The organism is Candidatus Thorarchaeota archaeon (genome assembly GCA_021498125.1).
Taxonomy (GTDB): domain Archaea; phylum Asgardarchaeota; class Thorarchaeia; order Thorarchaeales; family Thorarchaeaceae; genus B65-G9.
This window is the reverse complement of sequence record JAIZWL010000002.1, coordinates 231,270-247,817: the sequence shown is the minus strand read 5'-3', so window position 1 is coordinate 247,817 and position 16,548 is coordinate 231,270. Positions and strand designations below refer to the sequence as shown.

Here is a 16,548-nt window from a genome sequence, read left to right as displayed (position 1 = left end):
GGTATATCTTGAGATATCGTGATTATCTTCGAAAAGAACTAGGACATGAAGACCGAGAGAGAATACATCTACCAAGCGGATATCACGTCATAGGTCATGTCATCCTATTACATCTAGATTCATCGGCGACACCATATGCAAAAGAAATTGCTGAGGCCACCTTAAGATATGAAAAGAGAGCAAGGACGGTACTCATCAGGAGTGGGCCCACACAGGGACAACAACGAGAGCCGAATTATCGATACATTGCTGGAGACCCCGTTACTGAAACGATTCATGTAGAAGCGGGAGTGAGATACCTCATTGATCCCATGCACCTCACTTTTTCTGGGGGGAACCGAGCAGAACGAATTAGATTACCAAGACTTGTCAACAAGAGCGAAACCGTTGTGGATATGTTTGCATGTGTTGGCCAGTTTTCGATTCCTGTTGCCAAACGTTCAGGAGCCAATGTGATTGCCATTGAAATCAATCCACGTGCTCACAAGTATCTTGTAGAAAATATACGAATTAATCAAGTGACTGACAGAGTCAAGCCACTCCTAGCTGATTGCCAGCTGGTTGAAATAAATAATATTGCGGATAGAGTAATCATGGGCTATCTGCATCACACTGATGAGTACCTTCCCTTTGCACTCAAGTTTCTCAAACAAAGAGGCGGAATAATTCATCTACATCAAGGTTGGCCAGATTCCCGGGACATCAAGGATCTTTTTGCGAGAGTCACAGAAGCTTGCAGAGAATTTGATTTTGAGTGTGACTGCACAACTCGACAGATAAAACGCTATGCACCGGGCGTCCATCACATAGTTGTAGATATTCATGTGAGATCGTGATGAGGACGGTTCTCTTTTTGGCTCAACACAACTTTTTTGACGACTACATCAGATAGAAAATTGCTCAATAATTCAAGGTGACTATTATGGGATTCCGAGGAGGTTCTCCAAAACAATTAGCACGAATGATGAAAAAGATGGGTATTGAACAAAAAGAGGTCCCGAATGTCAAAGAGGTCATCATTCGTTTTGCAGATAAAGAATGGGTCATCTCAAACCCACAGGTCTTGATGATTAAACAAGCGGGAAATGAATCGTTTCAAATTACAGGCAATCGGAGTGAACGTGCATTATCCGGACAAACCACAGCTGCAGAAGCCGAGCCTGAGCCTGTTTCTAAAATAGAGATCCCTGTTGAAGATGCGGCACTTGTTGCGGGTCAGGCAGGAGTGAGCATTGAGAAGGCAACTGAAGCCTTACAGGAAACCAGCGGAGACCTGGCAGCAGCGATCTTACGATTGAAACAGAGGTAAGGCGTGACTGCCTACGTTCCACCGTATCACAGCATCATATAGATTGTCAACGAGCGTATATTCTTGCACTGTACAATGTAATACTCGTATTACAAGTCCCCAGTCTGCTTGCTGATTTGCGCTTTGACAAGTTTAATCCGGTAAAAGTCTTCACGCTCACGTTCTTCCAGAGCAAGTTTAACAAAACGCAGCGTGGCATCAAGACGGGGAATTACAATGGTCTCAAGAGCGGACACTCGTCGTTTGGTTCGTTCAATCTCAATTGCCAGTCTATTCACAGTGGACTCGACCTCAGCAAGACGGACAATGGCCTGAAGTGCTTCAACAAATTTGGAACTCATTGTGTCGAGTTTCACACTTGAATCAGAGAGCGAGTATGGAAAATCTGGAACGTGTTGTTCGATCGATAACGCGGGTATTCTCACGCCCATCATCGATCGCGTTGCCATCTGAAGGCATGTTTCAACCTTACTGGCATAGGCAAACTCCACAACACGGGAAGGCCCCATAATCATTTTTGCCTGAGTCAGAGATGAAAAGGCCTCTTTAAGGGCAGCCTCAACTTGAGCACGGGCCTCCTTGATCTCAGCGATAGCATTGAAGAATTCCATAATAAGCGAGTCTGATTTTTCTTTGAGAAGATCATGCCCACGTTCGGCCAACTTTCTTCGGGCTTTTAATCTAAGTAGCTCCATGCGAGTTGCTTTAGTGCCGGGAAGTATCATGCTCATGGGACAAGCCTCTCGGTCTGATTGGACACATGTATCGATAAAGATCATGCAATGGTAAAGGTAAATGCTAAGGCGGCCAGCAGAACACCAAAGATGCAGAGGAATAGCCAAGACCTGAGATGGGATGCGACTTGTGACGGCTGGTCCTCAATACGCCCGGTGATGATGAGTGTGACGGCGGATATGAATAGAAAAGCAAAGGGCAAGGCAACAGTACGAGTAGTAAGTCCCACATCCGTGAGAATAATGATACCTGATAGTCCTATGAATATCAGAAATGAAATGATCATTAGCGACTTCAAGACATTCTGAACATGTTCGGTCTCCATTATGAGGAACTCCATCTGAGAATCGTGAATGAGTCAACCAAATGATTCACTCAAAAAGATTGTGACTCAGCTCAATTTGTACCATGCCACATGTCGTGCCATCTGTTTGCGACCACTTTTACCGTACAACTTATAACTTGAAACCGGTCTGAGAATTGTAATACAAAAACTACTCGTGATACAATACGATTGTAAAACTTGAGGCCTAACGATGACCATTGCAATTCACGAGAGTGCGTTAATTCGGCACTTCAATACACGTAAGGAAACTCTTCGCGCATGGGAGGAAAAAGTAGGATGCAAATTTTCACCCTTTAGGGGTTTCAAGATGCCTGACAGCAGATTATATGTAGAGCATCCCGAGTTCCTAGACAGCATTGTTGACCTGGTTCTCACAAATGAGCGCCATATTTTCATTAGAGGTCCAGTTGGCTCAGGAAAGAGTACATTGATGCTTCTGGCACTTCGCGACCTGCCGACCTTGGCTGACCGGAGAGGAAACAAATTCATCACAGGATATGTCGGCATGACAGGCCTCTACGAGAAGCAAATGGCTGCGGCAATAGCGGATTCTCTCAGAATTAAATATAGAAGATCGTGGGAGTCCAGTCAGATTATTGAGGCTGTCGCTCAGGAATGTCTGCGACGCTATATTGAAGAGAAGAGTAGAACCGCTCTGTTCATTGAAGATGTCGCCGACAACCAAGAGGCAGCTTTTCACAAATTACGATACCTTGCAGATTTGCCAAGTGAGGAGATGATAGACTCATATGAGGGCACATTGGATGAACCAATCATTACCCTAATTATGAGTGGTACAGCAGAGTATTGGAATGCAATGCTTAATTTTCTGCCGCAGATTGCAGACCGCACCGAGCCTCTTGATGTACCCCCACTTGATGATCACAAAGCACTGGAGTTTATCGGGAGACGACTGGCATATGCACGAGGGGAGATTGACAAGTTCGACCCTGACAACTTTGACATCTATCCCTTCACCCAAGATGCGATAATTATTCTAAATCAAGCAGCCCGTGGAAACCCAAGAGACATCCGTATGCTTGCAAGAGGATGTCAACAGGTAGCCGCTGAGAACTTCAAACGTTTTAGTGAACCAGTGATCAGTCCAGAGATTGCCCAACTTGTTGCGGAGGCATATGTCACAATACTCAAGGAGGTACGTTAAATGAGTCTACTAGGAAAGTACAGAAAAGAGGCTGAGAAAGAATCAGAAACCAAGGTCACAACCCGATCAAAAACCAGAAAAGCTTCAGCAACAAAAGAGACCACAAAAGTAACTAAAGTGGCACATACTGAGGCAATCCCAAATAAAGAGCGCCGCAGTCCCATTGTGTCTTTCTCCATTACCTCTGAACTTCGTGCGTGTCTGCAAGCAATACGACAGGCAAATGCAATCAATCTAAGTATGTGGGTCGAGAAGCGATTGAGAGAGGCCGTGATGACCGAGTTCCCAACGATCGCAAAGGAATATTTTGAGGAGTAGCGTCAGCCAGTCAACTATACTGTAATACAGGTATTATAGCTAATACTCTTAATGCATCAGGAACCGGGTCATCTGCGATGCCTGTGACGTTCGGCATACTCAGACATGCGGGCCATACATAATGCTGCAACATATGGATCATCATAGCAGGGAATTCGATTCATCTCCAACAAGTCCTTTCCAGGTTTACCAACATCGCCTGCCAACCAGACACCGACAACAGGCTTCTCGGTCTCAGTTGCTCGTACCGCTTCAAGAGTTCCTGCTGCATGTTCAGTCTGTGTCATTCCCGCAAATGTGGGTACCGCACATATGACCAAGAGCATATCGATGTTTGGATCTCTCAACAGGAGCTCTGAGGCCACACGATATTCACGACGGCCTCCACTTGCAACCACATCAATGGGATTTTCTACAGAGGCTAAAGGAGAGAGCACTTGCCTGAGTTCATTCTGTGTCTTCTCTTCAAGGCGAGGGATAGAGAGGCCCAACTCGGATGCAGCGTCAGCGGCAAGAACTCCTGCCCCACCTGTATTACTGATAATACCAATATTACGGCCCTTAGGAAGAGGTTGATAGTCAAAGAGTTTTGCAATTTCAAAAAGGGTATCAAAAGTCGGAGCGGTCACACACCCAGCCTGACGAACCATCCCCTCAAAGATCTTGATGGATCCAGCAAGTGACCCAGTATGCGACTGTGTAGCACGACCACCAGCTTCACTACGCCCTCCTTTTAGGACCACAACGGGTTTTTTCTCAGCAGCCTTCTGGAGACTATCAAAGAGCTGACGCCCTTTTTCAAGGCCTTCGATATAGGTGGTGATGACCGACGTTTTGGGATCTTCACGAAAATAATCCAAGACCTCTACGATGCCAACATCGGCCGAATTTCCGACACTGGCAAATTTACTCATTCCAATTCGCTTAGATTTCGTCGTGTAGATCAACATTCCCCCAAGAGCACCACTCTGGGAAACGAGCGCAATATTTCCTCGTTCAGGCATCATCGTAAAGGTCCCATTAAACAAACGGCTGTTAGACACGCCAACACAATTTGGTCCAATCAGCCTCACCCCAGCCTCCCGCGCGGCCTGAACAAGTTCTTCTTCCAGACGTTTTCCATCTTCCCCGGTTTCGCTAAAGCCTCCCGAGATTATAACGGCATGCTTTGCACCCGCATTCCGAATTGATGACATAAGGCTAGGGCAGTGCCTTGCCGCAATGACCACAATCACAAGGTCAACGGGTTCAGGTAATGCCTCAAGGCTAGGATAGGCTTTAACACCAAGTACCCGATCCCGACTACGAGTAATAGGATAGACTTCAATTTCAGAGGCAAGGAGATTCATCAAGATCGAGTTTCCAAGCTTACGATAATCTGCTGAAGCCCCTACCAATGCAATTTTAGTGGGGTTGAAGAACGGTGCAATGTCAGAATTTTGAGGGTCGTTAACAGGAGCCATAGGCCAGCCCGTAATTACTTGAGTTATATCTTTGTCGCGCAGCGCAGTGGCGTATTATCTGTATTTAGTGTAATACACCGACATCCAACATCTATTCGTGATAAAAAGAAACGGCACGAGCAGGTCGTGCCATAGAATCGCGTCCGGATGCTGATGGTCGTCTTGGAGGTTCTGTTTGAGGAGATAGAGACTCCAAAAGTCATCCTTAATGCGATAGGGCCTAAGCCCGATGTCGATCATCCTTTATGACACGACATGCTCAAAATATACTGTGCTCAAGAAATACATAGTTCTAATCTTAGAACGGGGTTGCATGGGCGGATTTGATCACCAATTTTGTACAATCCGGTACTGTGATTATTCGTCCCAAAGGGAATAGCCATGTATTTTCTCTCTCTAGTTAGTGGGAAGTCAAAATAAGCTATTATGTATGAGACCAATTGACCACGCAGATGATCAAGACATGAGTACGCACTCTTTGTTAGCCTAGTGGGACCAACTCCAAAATTTGTATTACTAGTAATAGTTGTACTATCAGTCATTAGTTGTGCCTTGCTTCCGTTTAGAAGAGGAAGACTTGAGCATCAGAGGACTTGCAAGTTCATCAAGAGCATCTAGTACAACACGTTCGGCCGTTCGATAGCTCTCAACATCTTCCGCGCTAAGTTTTGTCTTGCCGGCTAAGACCTCTCGCACTCTACGGTAGTCCGCAATCTTTGCAGAAATTTCTTCAAATGGCCTAAATATGCTGTAATCAAAGAGTCCAAGATATGCAAGTAAAACCATAGTATAGATGCTGCGCATTACGTTTCGTCTAGCCTGTTGTAAAGTACGATTAAACGCACCACGACTTACACCTTTTCTTTTTGCAGTCTTTCTACGAAGACCAGCTTTTTGCTCATACGGCAAATGTGTACCAGCTGCATCTTCTACGACCAGATCTATCAGAAGTGTTTCAAGCTGCGGTCGGGTGATATTCGAGCGATCCAAGAGCGTTGTTAAAATAGGCTCTTTCATAACCTCCTGGACAGACTTAGCCAACAGAGATACTGGACGTGTGTTTTTTGATTCTTCTGGACTCATTAGAGATCATCTCGTAAACAAATATACTCGAAAATCGTGGTATATAAAGAAGTATTAATAGCCACGATTTTTGATTCAACGAGGCTATATGCTCCGATTATAGGCAGCATCAACGGTCACTCTTGGTGGATACAAGTATGTATACGCCATCATAGGATCCAAAGAAAAACTTTCGGTATAGTTCATATAGACGGGGCAGATTGCATCGCTCGTAATAAGTGTAATACTATTAACACGCATATCACAAGTATGATTCTCTCAATTTCTTCTTCAGAAAAGGACTGTCAGAGGCAATACTAACAAAACCCAGAATGAGGTTACCACGTATTCGATCAAATTTGTAAACGCCCCAATAATGAAATTGGCGGCCATCACTCCATATAAATTGGCCCCGAGCAAGATAGTACTCAAAGAGAGTTCTACAATGCTGTCGCACCGACGAAAATAGATTCTTGTAACGTTTTCGTTGTGATGGACGAATACCCCAGCGTTCAAGAATAAACCGATTAGCAAGAGCATTACTAGAGAGTAATAATGACTGTTTTTCACTGCCTTTGCTTTTTTTCTGCGCAGTTGTTAATATCGTATGCAATACATCGGGAATCATTGCGAGAACAGAGGGTGTGGCTGCGGGTTCTTGCATTAAACAGTACCCCCTACCACGTTTTGAAGATCATTAAAGAGAACAATCTCACACAGCGACATCATAGACACACCACTTATCATGAACGATGATCGAAGACTATACACATTGCAAACACATAGTAAGTTAGACTGCCAATTTTGAGAGAGAGACACAAGTCACCACCAATTATTGCAAGTATGTACAGGTCGTTCTATCAGCCTCAGACTATAGTAATGCGAGATTGTATTTAATCTCCTATAGAAGATTGCATAGAAACTTCACAACTGCTGTACTGTTTACAGGAGAACTATGTTTATCATAGATTACAAAGTACTGTCACACAAGATGCAAGTGTTTAGACTCAACTATACAATGCTTTGGCAAAAAGGCAATGTGGATCCAAGACCTCTGGAGCATTGTTTCCAACGCAATATAATAATAGTATGATTTGTAATACCATTATTAGTATTCATACATGGTGCTACAGCAGTGAATTAATAGCCCTTTGAAGAATGATACAACAGAGGACAGGTAACTTGCTTATACAAGCGAACATTCATATCACAGGCATTGTTCAAGGAGTGGGATTTAGACCATTTGTATTTAGGATGGCTACTGATTTAGGCCTGATGGGGTATGTATTGAATCTAGGTGATGCAGGCGTCGAGATCATTGTAGAAGGGGAAGAGGAGAATATTAAAAAATTCATCCGCATCGTGGAGACCAAACCACCGTCTATTTCGAAAATAGAAAGAATCAAGGTGATATGGAAACCGTTCACAGGAACATTCACTACATTTTCAATAAAACGATCAGACACACACAGAGAGCCATCAGCAGCACCTGAGATCCCTCCGGACATCTCAATATGTGATGATTGTATAAGAGACATATATTCGCCAGAGTCGCGATGGTATAGATACCCGTTTACATCCTGCGCAGCCTGTGGACCTAGATACACAACAATTACAGACCTCCCATATGACAGACCCAATACCACAATGGTAGATTTTCCCCTATGTGATAGTTGTAATACAGGTTATACAAACCCGTTAGACAGACGATATCATGCTCAAACAACAGCATGCCCATTATGTGGACCGACATATAGAATACTCAACAACAAAGGAGAAGCAATCCACACTTATGATGCAATATACGAAGCAGCACAGATCATTAGAAACGGGTATATTTTAGCGATTCATGGAATTGGTGGGACCCACCTTGTCACAAAGACCAGTGATCTGGGGCCAATACAGAAACTTAGGCAACGCAAAAAAAGATCAACAAGACCTTTCGCGATTATGGTCAAAACACTTGATGATGCTCGTAAACTAGCAATAATCAATGAGAGTGAGGCCAAACTACTCAGTTCATGGAGAAGACCGATAGTACTTGTGAAAAAGCGTCATATATTACCAGTAATACAAGCAATACAATCTGAGGCCCTATACGAGCTCGCCCCAAATATCGATACAGTTGGAATCATGTTACCGTATTCTGCAATTCATTATCTCCTGCTCGAGTATACAAAAGAGATCGCTCTTGTAATGACTAGCGGAAATCCATCAGGTATACCCATGTACACAGAAATAGACACGATCACAAACAGGCTAGGGAATATCGCAGACTATCTTCTTGTACACAATCGACGCATTGCACAGCGCGTTGACGATTCAGTGATCAAACCACTGGGCAACGAAATGGTGTTCATTAGAAGAAGTCGAGGATATGTCCCCGATCCTATTAAGATACAAGGAGCAATAGCAGATGTTGGGTTGATAGCGGTCGGCCCTGAAGAAAAAACAACAGGTGCAATATACAAATCTGGAACTGTCTACCTAACACAACACATAGGGGACACGAATAACATAGAGAGCCTAGATTTTCTAAAGAGCGCCATCAATCACATGGTCCGGCTCGTTGGGCTTCAAAAGATAGATGCTATTGGCTGCGATCTTCATCCCGAATTTTTGAGCACCGAGTTTGCAAAAACATTGGCCAGTCAGAACAACATTCCAGTTATCAAAACACAACATCATCACGCCCACCTCCTTTCGCTGATGGCTGATAACAACATTAGTTACAATACGAATATTGTGTGTATTACAGCAGATGGATACGGTTATGGTGAAGATGGAACAGCATGGGGTGGAGAGATCCTCATAGGAAACGGACAAAATTATGAAAATTATGGCGGACTGACCAAACGAGATATGCCAGGAGGCGATTTGGCAGCACAATATCCGGTCAGGGCATTCCTTGGAATTATCGGCGATCAAGACATAACCTCTCGGATGGTGGATCTGTGCATAGATGCGCCTCTTGGTCCACGAACATTCATGGATAGAGAAAATTTTGATGTGATATTATCTGCAATGAGTAAAAGAGTAAATTCGGTCGCATCTTCAAGTGCAGGACGTTTCCTTGATGCGGTAGCCTTTGCCCTGGGTATATCCAAGGTCAATAGTTACAACGGCGAAAGCCCGATGAAACTAGAGTCAATAGCCAAAGAGTCGATAGTACCATTAGCAGTAGAATATATTGAAAAAGAAAAAAGAATACAATTAGACACAACTGCACTATTAGAAAGTATCCTAGTTCATAAAAGAAATGGAGTACCCGTTCCAACCCTGGCGTATTCTGCTCAGTGGTACCTCGGTGAAGGACTTGCTGAAATTGCTATCAGAGCAGCAAAAGATAAACAAATCGAAATGATCGGTTTCAGTGGCGGGGTGGCTCTTAATAGAATTATTACAAAGGCCATAAAAAAGAGAGTAAAGGAGTCGGGTCTAACACTCCTTCTTCATAGACAGGTCCCACCAGGGGATGGTGGAATTTCTCTTGGGCAGATCATCCATGCAGTGTCAATGATGGAAGTTATTAGTAGTAATACAACCAATACATAGAGATTTACCACTTGAGAACGGATGTGGCGGCATAGCCAGATTCGAATGCCCGAGTATTGATTTCTTCGAAACGACCCGGAAATGAAGCAGCCACCGTTGCAAGAGCAGTCTCTTTCGAAATAGAAACTAGACCCGATCCGATTATCGCCCCAAACATCACCATATTCATCGACTGAGGATTCCCAGCGGATTCTGCTAAAGACATGGCATTGAAATCGAAAATATGGTTTGCAAATTTTCGAAGAGAGGAGATGATCTCATCAATAGGAGGATAATCAGCTTTACCCATTGATACAGCCACAGGATGTTGAATATGTTGGTTCATGATGATATAGCCATCAGGGCGTACTAATTCTACTTCCCGAAGCGTTTCAACAGGTTCGAATCCCACAATCAGATGTGCGGTTCCGGCATCAACTATTGGACCATATGCATCAGGTCCCATCCGAACAGTACATACAACATGACCGCCCCGTTGTGCCATTCCGTGGATCTCGCCTACCCGTACGTTATGGTTCTCAGACAGAGCAGCCCTAGAGAGAACCTCTGCAAGAGTGAGCACACCTTGCCCACCTACTCCAGAAATCACCAGATTAAATACGTCTGTATCATGTGTATTACAATCCATATCTATTCCTCCTTCTGCAAAATTGCTTTGTGTGGACAGACATAAACACAAGTTCCGCATGAAGTGCATAATGTTTCATCGATCACAGCCTTGCCGGTTTCAGAATCGAGATACATAGCCGGACAGGCTAAGCGATCAAGACAGCGCCTACAAGCAGTACAGAGATCGGGATCAACATAATATGGAGGAACAGTGATTCCCGAACGACGTCGTTCAGCCACTGTCAAGAGTGCACAAGGTGCTTTTGAGATCAACACACCGGGACGTTTGTTCTCTCGAACCCACTTGACCAACTCACGGACCTCAGCCACAAGTGAAGTCAAAGAGTCTAGGGGATCTATAGTCTTAACATATTCGACACCAAGCCCTCGACAGACTTTTTCTATATCAAGTGGTTCCACATGTTTCTGCATCCCTGTAATACCAGTTCCGGGATGTGGCTGATGACCGGTCATTGCAGTGGTCCGATTATCAAGAATAACTAAAGCAATAGGATGTTGATTATAGACAGCACTGGCAAGACCCGGAAGTCCTGATGCAAAGAACGTACTATCCCCAATAGTAGCAACCACATCCTGATTCGTAACGCGAGCTATACCACACGCGGTACTGATTGATGATCCCATGTCAAACAAGATATCAGCAGTCTCCAAGGGAGGAGCAATACTAAGAGTATAACAACCGATATCAGAGGGATAGATTGCTTTCCCCCTTGTTACAGCCCTAATTCCATAGTAACTTGCTCTGTGAGGACATCCAGGACATAATAATGGTGGACGAGGGGGAAGGTCAGGCAACGACTGTGCACGTTCATCGATATCGTCCCAGTTAATAGGTGTATTACAACCAATAATCTTCGAGATCGCAGTTGTAACAATTCGGGGGGAATATTCATAGACACGTGGAAAGAAGCCCTGTTGTTTTCCATAAATTTCAACATCGATAGAATGATGCTGAGCAAAGCTACGGATCTGAGTTTCCAAGAATGGCTCCAATTCTTCAACAATGATTGTCTTCTTATGACGACGGAGAAAATCACAGATCATCCGTTCGGGCAAAGGATTGGTCACTCCAATCTTGAAGACTTCTGCATCAACACCAAGAATCTTGAGCGATTCTAATACATAGTTGTAAGAAACACCACTGGTAATTATCCCAAGTTCACCAGAACCAATAGTAAAGTTAAGCTCGGTCGATTCAGAAATGCTTCGTGCTTTTTCCATCTGTTCAAGTAACCAAGGATGACGTTTTCGAGCAACAGAAGGAACAGGAACAAAGCGAAGAGGATCTTTCTCAAACTGAACATACTCCGGGCGATCACGGATTGGTCCATATTCAACACCAGACCGGGAATGATTGACACGTGTCGTTGTGCGAAAGAGAATAGGTAGTTCTAGCTGTTCAGAGAGATCATATGCAACCAAGAGCATAGATTTTGCCTCTGAAGGATCTGAAGGTTCCATCAAAGGTAAGTTCCCCATTAGCGCATAGTAACGAGAATCGTTTTCGTTTTGTGAGCTCCACATACTAGGATCGTCGGCAACAACGATGACCAAACCAGCACGAATACCAACATATGCCAGAGTTAAGAGAGGATCAGCAGCCACATTTAGTCCGGGTCCCTTACAGACCATCATTGAACGAGCTCCTGAAATTGCAGAAGCCCCGGCCACCTCAAGAGCCACTTTCTCATTTGCACTAAATTCAAAGTAAAAATTAGGTATATGCGGGGACATCTGATAGAGACTATTACCAATTTCGCTACTCGGGGTTCCAGGATAAAGTGCAACAAGTCGAACACCCGCTTCCAAAACACCCCGTGCTATCGCTTCATTGGCCAACAACAGAACCTTCTTGCCAACAGAGTCTTCCAGTAATACCTTGGCCTTTACCAACAGACAACCTCCAGTAGTATAGTGCTGAGTCGTTTGCCAGACCTTTGTATATTCAACCTTCCGGTCGCATCATTTGAACACGTGTTCCAAAACCTGTGACACCCCTTAATTTCCAGTAGAGAAAAGACGATTGCGAACTGTTCAATTATGAAAAAGTATAAATAGCTGTTTTGACAGCTTGCATTTATCTACATTTTCATTATATCTATGATCAACGCTTGCTATACTACACTTTCATTTATATTCCAGTGGAAATAAGGGGGTGTTATGTTTTATAGAACACGTGTTCTAACATGTCGGCGTCAGAGCTCTTCGACGCGAAATACATGTAATACAAGAATGTCACTATACTTTTCGAAGAGATCGTCGAATTCGGAACGATTTCTTTCTTGTACCAAAATCACAGATTCAGATACCGGTAAAGATCCTTCGCAACGGTCTATCAGCCCTGGCTTTTTTTTTTGCTTTATGCCTGACTTGGTCTTCCACTTGTAGACAAAACCATAAAGCTCCTTAGTGAATGCAATTCGACGAGCATTTCTATATCGTGATCTTTTGCAATCATAGACATAGAGTAATTGTGTCATGGCCTTCACCAATTGTGAACACGTGTTCTCAAATTTGAGTGCCTGTATTATCTCAATATTTTCTATACCTATGGAAAAGTTAAAGCGTAACGCTGGCCGGCACACCACAGCAACGGATTACATGATGTGGTGATCCGGAGGTCTAAGGTTGAATCGGCTTGGAATACGAAAAGAAGAGAAACCCTTTGAAACACGTGTACCACTTGTCCCGAACGATATAAAGCGTCTAGTTGGTGAGCATGGCATTGAAATAATCGTGGAGCCGAGTGCACAGAGGGCATTCGATGAAGACGAGTTTGTCACAGCTGGTGCAAAAGTCGGTCTGATCACAGGTGATACTACTGAGGTCATTCTTGGCGTAAAAGAGATGCCGCTGGACTTTTTTGAACCTGAAAAGGCATACTTGTTTTTCAGTCATACAATAAAAGGTCAACCAGCTAATATGCCCATGCTTCAAAAAATCCTTGATGTTGGTGCCACCCTCATCGACTATGAAAAGATCACCGATGAGAATGGACGACGCTTGGTCTTTTTTGGGAATTGGGCCGGTCTCGCAGGGATGTCTGATACGTTACGTATTCTGGGCGAGCGTCTAGACTACGAGGGGATTACTCCTAATCCGTTCAAAGGTATGAAACCCACATTGGAATGTAAGGATCTACATGAACTTCGTGAAGTCATTCATGATCTTGCCAAACGGATCGAGTCTGAAGGACTCCCTCCCGAACTGGATCCACTTGTCTTTGGTTTTGCAGGATATGGTCATGTGTCTCAGGGGGCTCAGGACATCTTTGATATTCTCCCTCATATTGAGGTCACACCTGATGAACTCTCCACTCTTACACCTACAGGAAATAAATTATATAAATGTGTCTTTAAAGAGGAAGATATGGTCGAGCCCAAAGATGAAGGCAAGTTATTTGATTTGCAGGATTATTATACTTATGGTGCCGAAAAATATCGTGGAATATTCCACAAACATGTACCATTTCTTACAGTCTTAGTAAACTGTATCTACTGGACAAATAAATATCCACGACTTATTACAAAGAGTTTTCTTCATGAACATTGGAACAGCAAGGATTGGCGATTAAAACTCATTGGAGATATCTCCTGTGATGTAAATGGGGCCATTGAATTTACAGAAATGTCTACAAAGCCTGATAATCCAGCTTTTACATACATTGTGGCTAATGGATCGGCTCGGCTTGGTGTGGCGGGTGATGGACCTGTCGTGATTGCTGTTGACAATCTTCCCTGTGAATTGCCCCGTGAATCTTCCACTTCATTTAGCAACTCTTTGACCCCCTATATCCCCTCTCTTGCTGTTGCTAATTTTGGAGCCAGTTTTGATGATCTCAATCTCCCTCGGGAGATAAAAGATGCAGTGGTCGTCTATCGTGGCGAACTGACTGCGCGCTACAGTTATTTAGATAAATATTTACACTAAGGAGTTGTCATAATGAAACGCGTACTCTGTCTTGGAGCGGGGCTCGTTGCAAGGCCCTATGTGCAATATCTTTCGGATCATGGTTACAAAGTTGTTGTGGCCAGTAGAACTAAAGAAAAAGCCGAGCATCTTATTGAAGGATGTGAGAATGCCGAGGCTGTCAAGTTTGACATCCAGAAGGACGATGCACTTTTAGAAGAGCTTGTAAAAGATGCGGATCTGGTCTGTTCCCTCTTACCATATACCTTCCACGTGACCGCCGCCAAGGTCGCCATCCGTGAGGGGAAACACTTCTGTACCACCTCTTATATCTCGAAAGAGATGGAATCACTTGATTCTGATGCGCGGGATGCAGGTGTACTTCTTCTAAATGAATGTGGTGTTGATCCCGGTATTGATCACATGAGTGCGATGAAAATTATCCATGATATCCATAATCATGGTGGCAAGGTTGTCAGTTTCACGTCATTTACCGGAGGGCTTCCAGCTCCAGAGGCAAACAATAACCCCTTCGGGTATAAACTATCTTGGAGTCCCCGTGGTGTGCTTCTTGCTGGACGAAATGATGCTCATTTTCTCAAAGATGGAACTGAGGTCAAAATCCCTGGGAATGTGCTATTTGACAATTATGAGATAATGGATGTTCCCGGTGTAGGAAAATTTGAAGGATATCCTAACCGTGATAGTATGTCCTACATCGATATCTATGGCATTCCTGAAACTCGGACCATGCTTCGAGGTACATTTCGCAATCTTGGTTGGTGTTCTACGCTAAAGAAGATCGCGGATATTGGGTTGCTTGACTTAGAAGAGCGTGACTTGGAAGGTATGACCTATCGATCGCTCATGATGGAACTTTCTGGTCATGACTCCGGTGATGTACGAGAGATGGTTGGGACTCGCCTTGGTCTTTCTGTTGATGATCCTATACTAGATCGGTTTGAGTGGCTGGGTCTTTTCGAAGACCAACCTATACCTTCTGGGACCAAGACCTGTCTTGATGCCCTTTGCCATCTGTTTGAAGAGCGGATGCAATACGCCCCTGGTGAACGTGACATGATAGTAATGCATCATGAGTTCATTGCCGACTTTGGTTCTCGCAAGGAGAAGATCACATCCACTCTTGTGGATTATGGCATTCCTAATGGTGATAGTTCTATGTCACGTACAGTTGCTCTTCCGGTGGCCATTGCCAGTAGAATGATTCTCGAGGGCACCATTAACCTGACTGGTGTACATAGACCAATAATTCCAGAGATCTATGAGCCTGTTCTTCAGGAACTTACAGCCTTAGGAATCTCGTTTAAAGATACTCGAACTACACTTTGAACTTTTTTGGGGGGCAACTGCTCCCCACTTTTCTAAGGCTGTCATCTGTTGTTTAACAATTATCTGAGTCTTATCTGAACGGCGGCCAAAAATTGCTCAGCTCGTTCAATTGCCTTCTGTACATTTGGGAGTTCTGTTCTTAATCTATACATATATCCCGAACGATTCCCGTATCGTTCTAGGTGGCCTTGTCCTTTGTCCCACATTCTTGCCAAGTACGTGGATGTGGTACTCTTCGCAAGTTCTTCACCAAATGTAGACTCGTAAATCTCCATTACATCAAGAGATGAAAATTTGCCATGTTTGAACGATGCATAAATGACCATCTGCATTTTCTCATAGTTGCTCATGGCATCAATGTTAATGTCCTCAATTGACTGATCAACAGACTCTTCAGTTGAGGCGAGGATAGCTTCTCCTGTCGTTGTTTCAAGGAACACTCTAAACTTTTCTAGCATCTCATCCACATCGCCCATCACTTCATAACTAGATTCTTCCTTAGTGGACTCGTTCCTTATGACGATCTTGAAGTCAAAAGGAGATTTGGTGAGCGCGAGAATTGTTCGGAATCGCTTTAGTGCCTCATCTGGACTGACATATTTGCATCTAAAGACCTCTTGACGACCTGGACCTGAACTGTATTCGAATTCGTATACATAATTGGTCTTTTCAGAGGTCACTACAAGCACCTTGTCAAATTCTCATG

General features: G+C 43.9%; 15 protein-coding genes. 7 read left to right on the top strand and 8 right to left on the bottom strand.

The features are described 5' to 3' along the window. The first annotated feature begins 8 nt into the window (after window positions 1-8). The gene (locus K9W43_08685) at window positions 9-836 is read left to right on the top strand and encodes a class I SAM-dependent methyltransferase family protein (GenBank protein MCF2137301.1); all 828 of its coding nucleotides are present in this window, start codon (window positions 9-11) and stop codon (window positions 834-836) included. Window positions 837-922: 86 nt separating this feature from the next. Next, window positions 923-1,309, top strand: a complete 387-nt coding sequence (locus K9W43_08680) for a nascent polypeptide-associated complex protein (GenBank protein MCF2137300.1) — start codon at window positions 923-925, stop codon at window positions 1,307-1,309. 89 nt (window positions 1,310-1,398) lie between these two features. Here K9W43_08680 and K9W43_08675 read toward each other — a convergent pair whose 3' ends face one another. Both K9W43_08675 and K9W43_08670 read right to left on the bottom strand, forming a co-directional pair. Next, window positions 1,399-2,040, bottom strand: a complete 642-nt coding sequence (locus K9W43_08675; GenBank protein MCF2137299.1) for a V-type ATP synthase subunit D — start codon at window positions 2,038-2,040, stop codon at window positions 1,399-1,401. 44 nt (window positions 2,041-2,084) lie between these two features. Beyond that, window positions 2,085-2,369 carry a hypothetical protein gene (locus K9W43_08670; protein MCF2137298.1) on the bottom strand — a complete coding sequence of 95 codons (285 nt, stop codon included), beginning with the start codon at window positions 2,367-2,369 and terminating at the stop codon, window positions 2,085-2,087. A 211-nt stretch (window positions 2,370-2,580) separates the two neighbouring features. On the opposite strand from K9W43_08670, the gene K9W43_08665 reads away from it, so the two are divergent. Continuing rightward, the gene (locus K9W43_08665; GenBank protein MCF2137297.1) at window positions 2,581-3,555 is read left to right on the top strand and encodes an ATP-binding protein; all 975 of its coding nucleotides are present in this window, start codon (window positions 2,581-2,583) and stop codon (window positions 3,553-3,555) included. Beyond that, window positions 3,556-3,873: a hypothetical protein gene (locus K9W43_08660; GenBank protein ID MCF2137296.1), complete on the top strand. Its 318-nt coding sequence runs from the start codon at window positions 3,556-3,558 to the stop codon at window positions 3,871-3,873. A gap of 68 nt (window positions 3,874-3,941) precedes the next feature. Here the strand turns inward: K9W43_08660 and K9W43_08655 are convergent, their stop codons facing one another. From K9W43_08655 to K9W43_08645, 3 genes are all read right to left on the bottom strand, one after another. Next, the gene (locus K9W43_08655) at window positions 3,942-5,336 is read right to left on the bottom strand and encodes an acetate--CoA ligase family protein (GenBank protein ID MCF2137295.1); all 1,395 of its coding nucleotides are present in this window, start codon (window positions 5,334-5,336) and stop codon (window positions 3,942-3,944) included. Window positions 5,337-5,870: 534 nt separating this feature from the next. Then, window positions 5,871-6,353, bottom strand: a complete 483-nt coding sequence (locus K9W43_08650) for a hypothetical protein (protein MCF2137294.1) — start codon at window positions 6,351-6,353, stop codon at window positions 5,871-5,873. A gap of 307 nt (window positions 6,354-6,660) precedes the next feature. Then, a complete protein-coding gene (locus K9W43_08645) occupies window positions 6,661-7,062 on the bottom strand; it encodes a hypothetical protein (GenBank protein MCF2137293.1) in 402 nt (133 codons plus the stop codon). A gap of 518 nt (window positions 7,063-7,580) precedes the next feature. On the opposite strand from K9W43_08645, the gene hypF reads away from it, so the two are divergent. Further along, a complete protein-coding gene (gene hypF, locus K9W43_08640) occupies window positions 7,581-9,953 on the top strand; it encodes a carbamoyltransferase HypF (GenBank protein ID MCF2137292.1) in 2,373 nt (790 codons plus the stop codon). Between the two features lie 4 nt (window positions 9,954-9,957). Here hypF and K9W43_08635 read toward each other — a convergent pair whose 3' ends face one another. Both K9W43_08635 and iorA read right to left on the bottom strand, forming a co-directional pair. Next, window positions 9,958-10,581 carry an indolepyruvate oxidoreductase subunit beta gene (locus tag K9W43_08635; GenBank protein ID MCF2137291.1) on the bottom strand — a complete coding sequence of 208 codons (624 nt, stop codon included), beginning with the start codon at window positions 10,579-10,581 and terminating at the stop codon, window positions 9,958-9,960. Window positions 10,582-10,583: 2 nt separating this feature from the next. Next, window positions 10,584-12,476 carry an indolepyruvate ferredoxin oxidoreductase subunit alpha gene (iorA, locus tag K9W43_08630; GenBank protein ID MCF2137290.1) on the bottom strand — a complete coding sequence of 631 codons (1,893 nt, stop codon included), beginning with the start codon at window positions 12,474-12,476 and terminating at the stop codon, window positions 10,584-10,586. 735 nt (window positions 12,477-13,211) lie between these two features. Here iorA and K9W43_08625 point away from each other — a divergent pair. After that, a complete protein-coding gene (locus K9W43_08625) occupies window positions 13,212-14,513 on the top strand; it encodes a hypothetical protein (protein ID MCF2137289.1) in 1,302 nt (433 codons plus the stop codon). Between the two features lie 12 nt (window positions 14,514-14,525). Next, window positions 14,526-15,842 carry a saccharopine dehydrogenase NADP-binding domain-containing protein gene (locus K9W43_08620; GenBank protein MCF2137288.1) on the top strand — a complete coding sequence of 439 codons (1,317 nt, stop codon included), beginning with the start codon at window positions 14,526-14,528 and terminating at the stop codon, window positions 15,840-15,842. 59 nt (window positions 15,843-15,901) lie between these two features. Here K9W43_08620 and K9W43_08615 read toward each other — a convergent pair whose 3' ends face one another. Continuing rightward, window positions 15,902-16,522, bottom strand: coding sequence for a hypothetical protein (locus K9W43_08615; protein ID MCF2137287.1), 621 nt, complete (start codon window positions 16,520-16,522; stop codon window positions 15,902-15,904). Window positions 16,523-16,548 lie beyond the last annotated feature (26 nt).

Coding starts and splice junctions, on each gene's coding strand:
- K9W43_08680 (MCF2137300.1), top strand. CDS start 923: ATGGGATTCCGAGGAGGTTCTCCAAAACAATTAGCACGAATGATGAAA.
- K9W43_08660 (MCF2137296.1), top strand. CDS start 3,556: ATGAGTCTACTAGGAAAGTACAGAAAAGAGGCTGAGAAAGAATCAGAA.
- K9W43_08670 (MCF2137298.1), bottom strand. CDS start 2,369: ATGGAGACCGAACATGTTCAGAATGTCTTGAAGTCGCTAATGATCATT.
- K9W43_08620 (MCF2137288.1), top strand. CDS start 14,526: ATGAAACGCGTACTCTGTCTTGGAGCGGGGCTCGTTGCAAGGCCCTAT.
- K9W43_08675 (MCF2137299.1), bottom strand. CDS start 2,040: ATGAGCATGATACTTCCCGGCACTAAAGCAACTCGCATGGAGCTACTT.
- K9W43_08645 (MCF2137293.1), bottom strand. CDS start 7,062: ATGCAAGAACCCGCAGCCACACCCTCTGTTCTCGCAATGATTCCCGAT.
- K9W43_08665 (MCF2137297.1), top strand. CDS start 2,581: ATGACCATTGCAATTCACGAGAGTGCGTTAATTCGGCACTTCAATACA.
- K9W43_08655 (MCF2137295.1), bottom strand. CDS start 5,336: ATGGCTCCTGTTAACGACCCTCAAAATTCTGACATTGCACCGTTCTTC.
- K9W43_08635 (MCF2137291.1), bottom strand. CDS start 10,581: ATGGATTGTAATACACATGATACAGACGTATTTAATCTGGTGATTTCT.
- K9W43_08650 (MCF2137294.1), bottom strand. CDS start 6,353: ATGAAAGAGCCTATTTTAACAACGCTCTTGGATCGCTCGAATATCACC.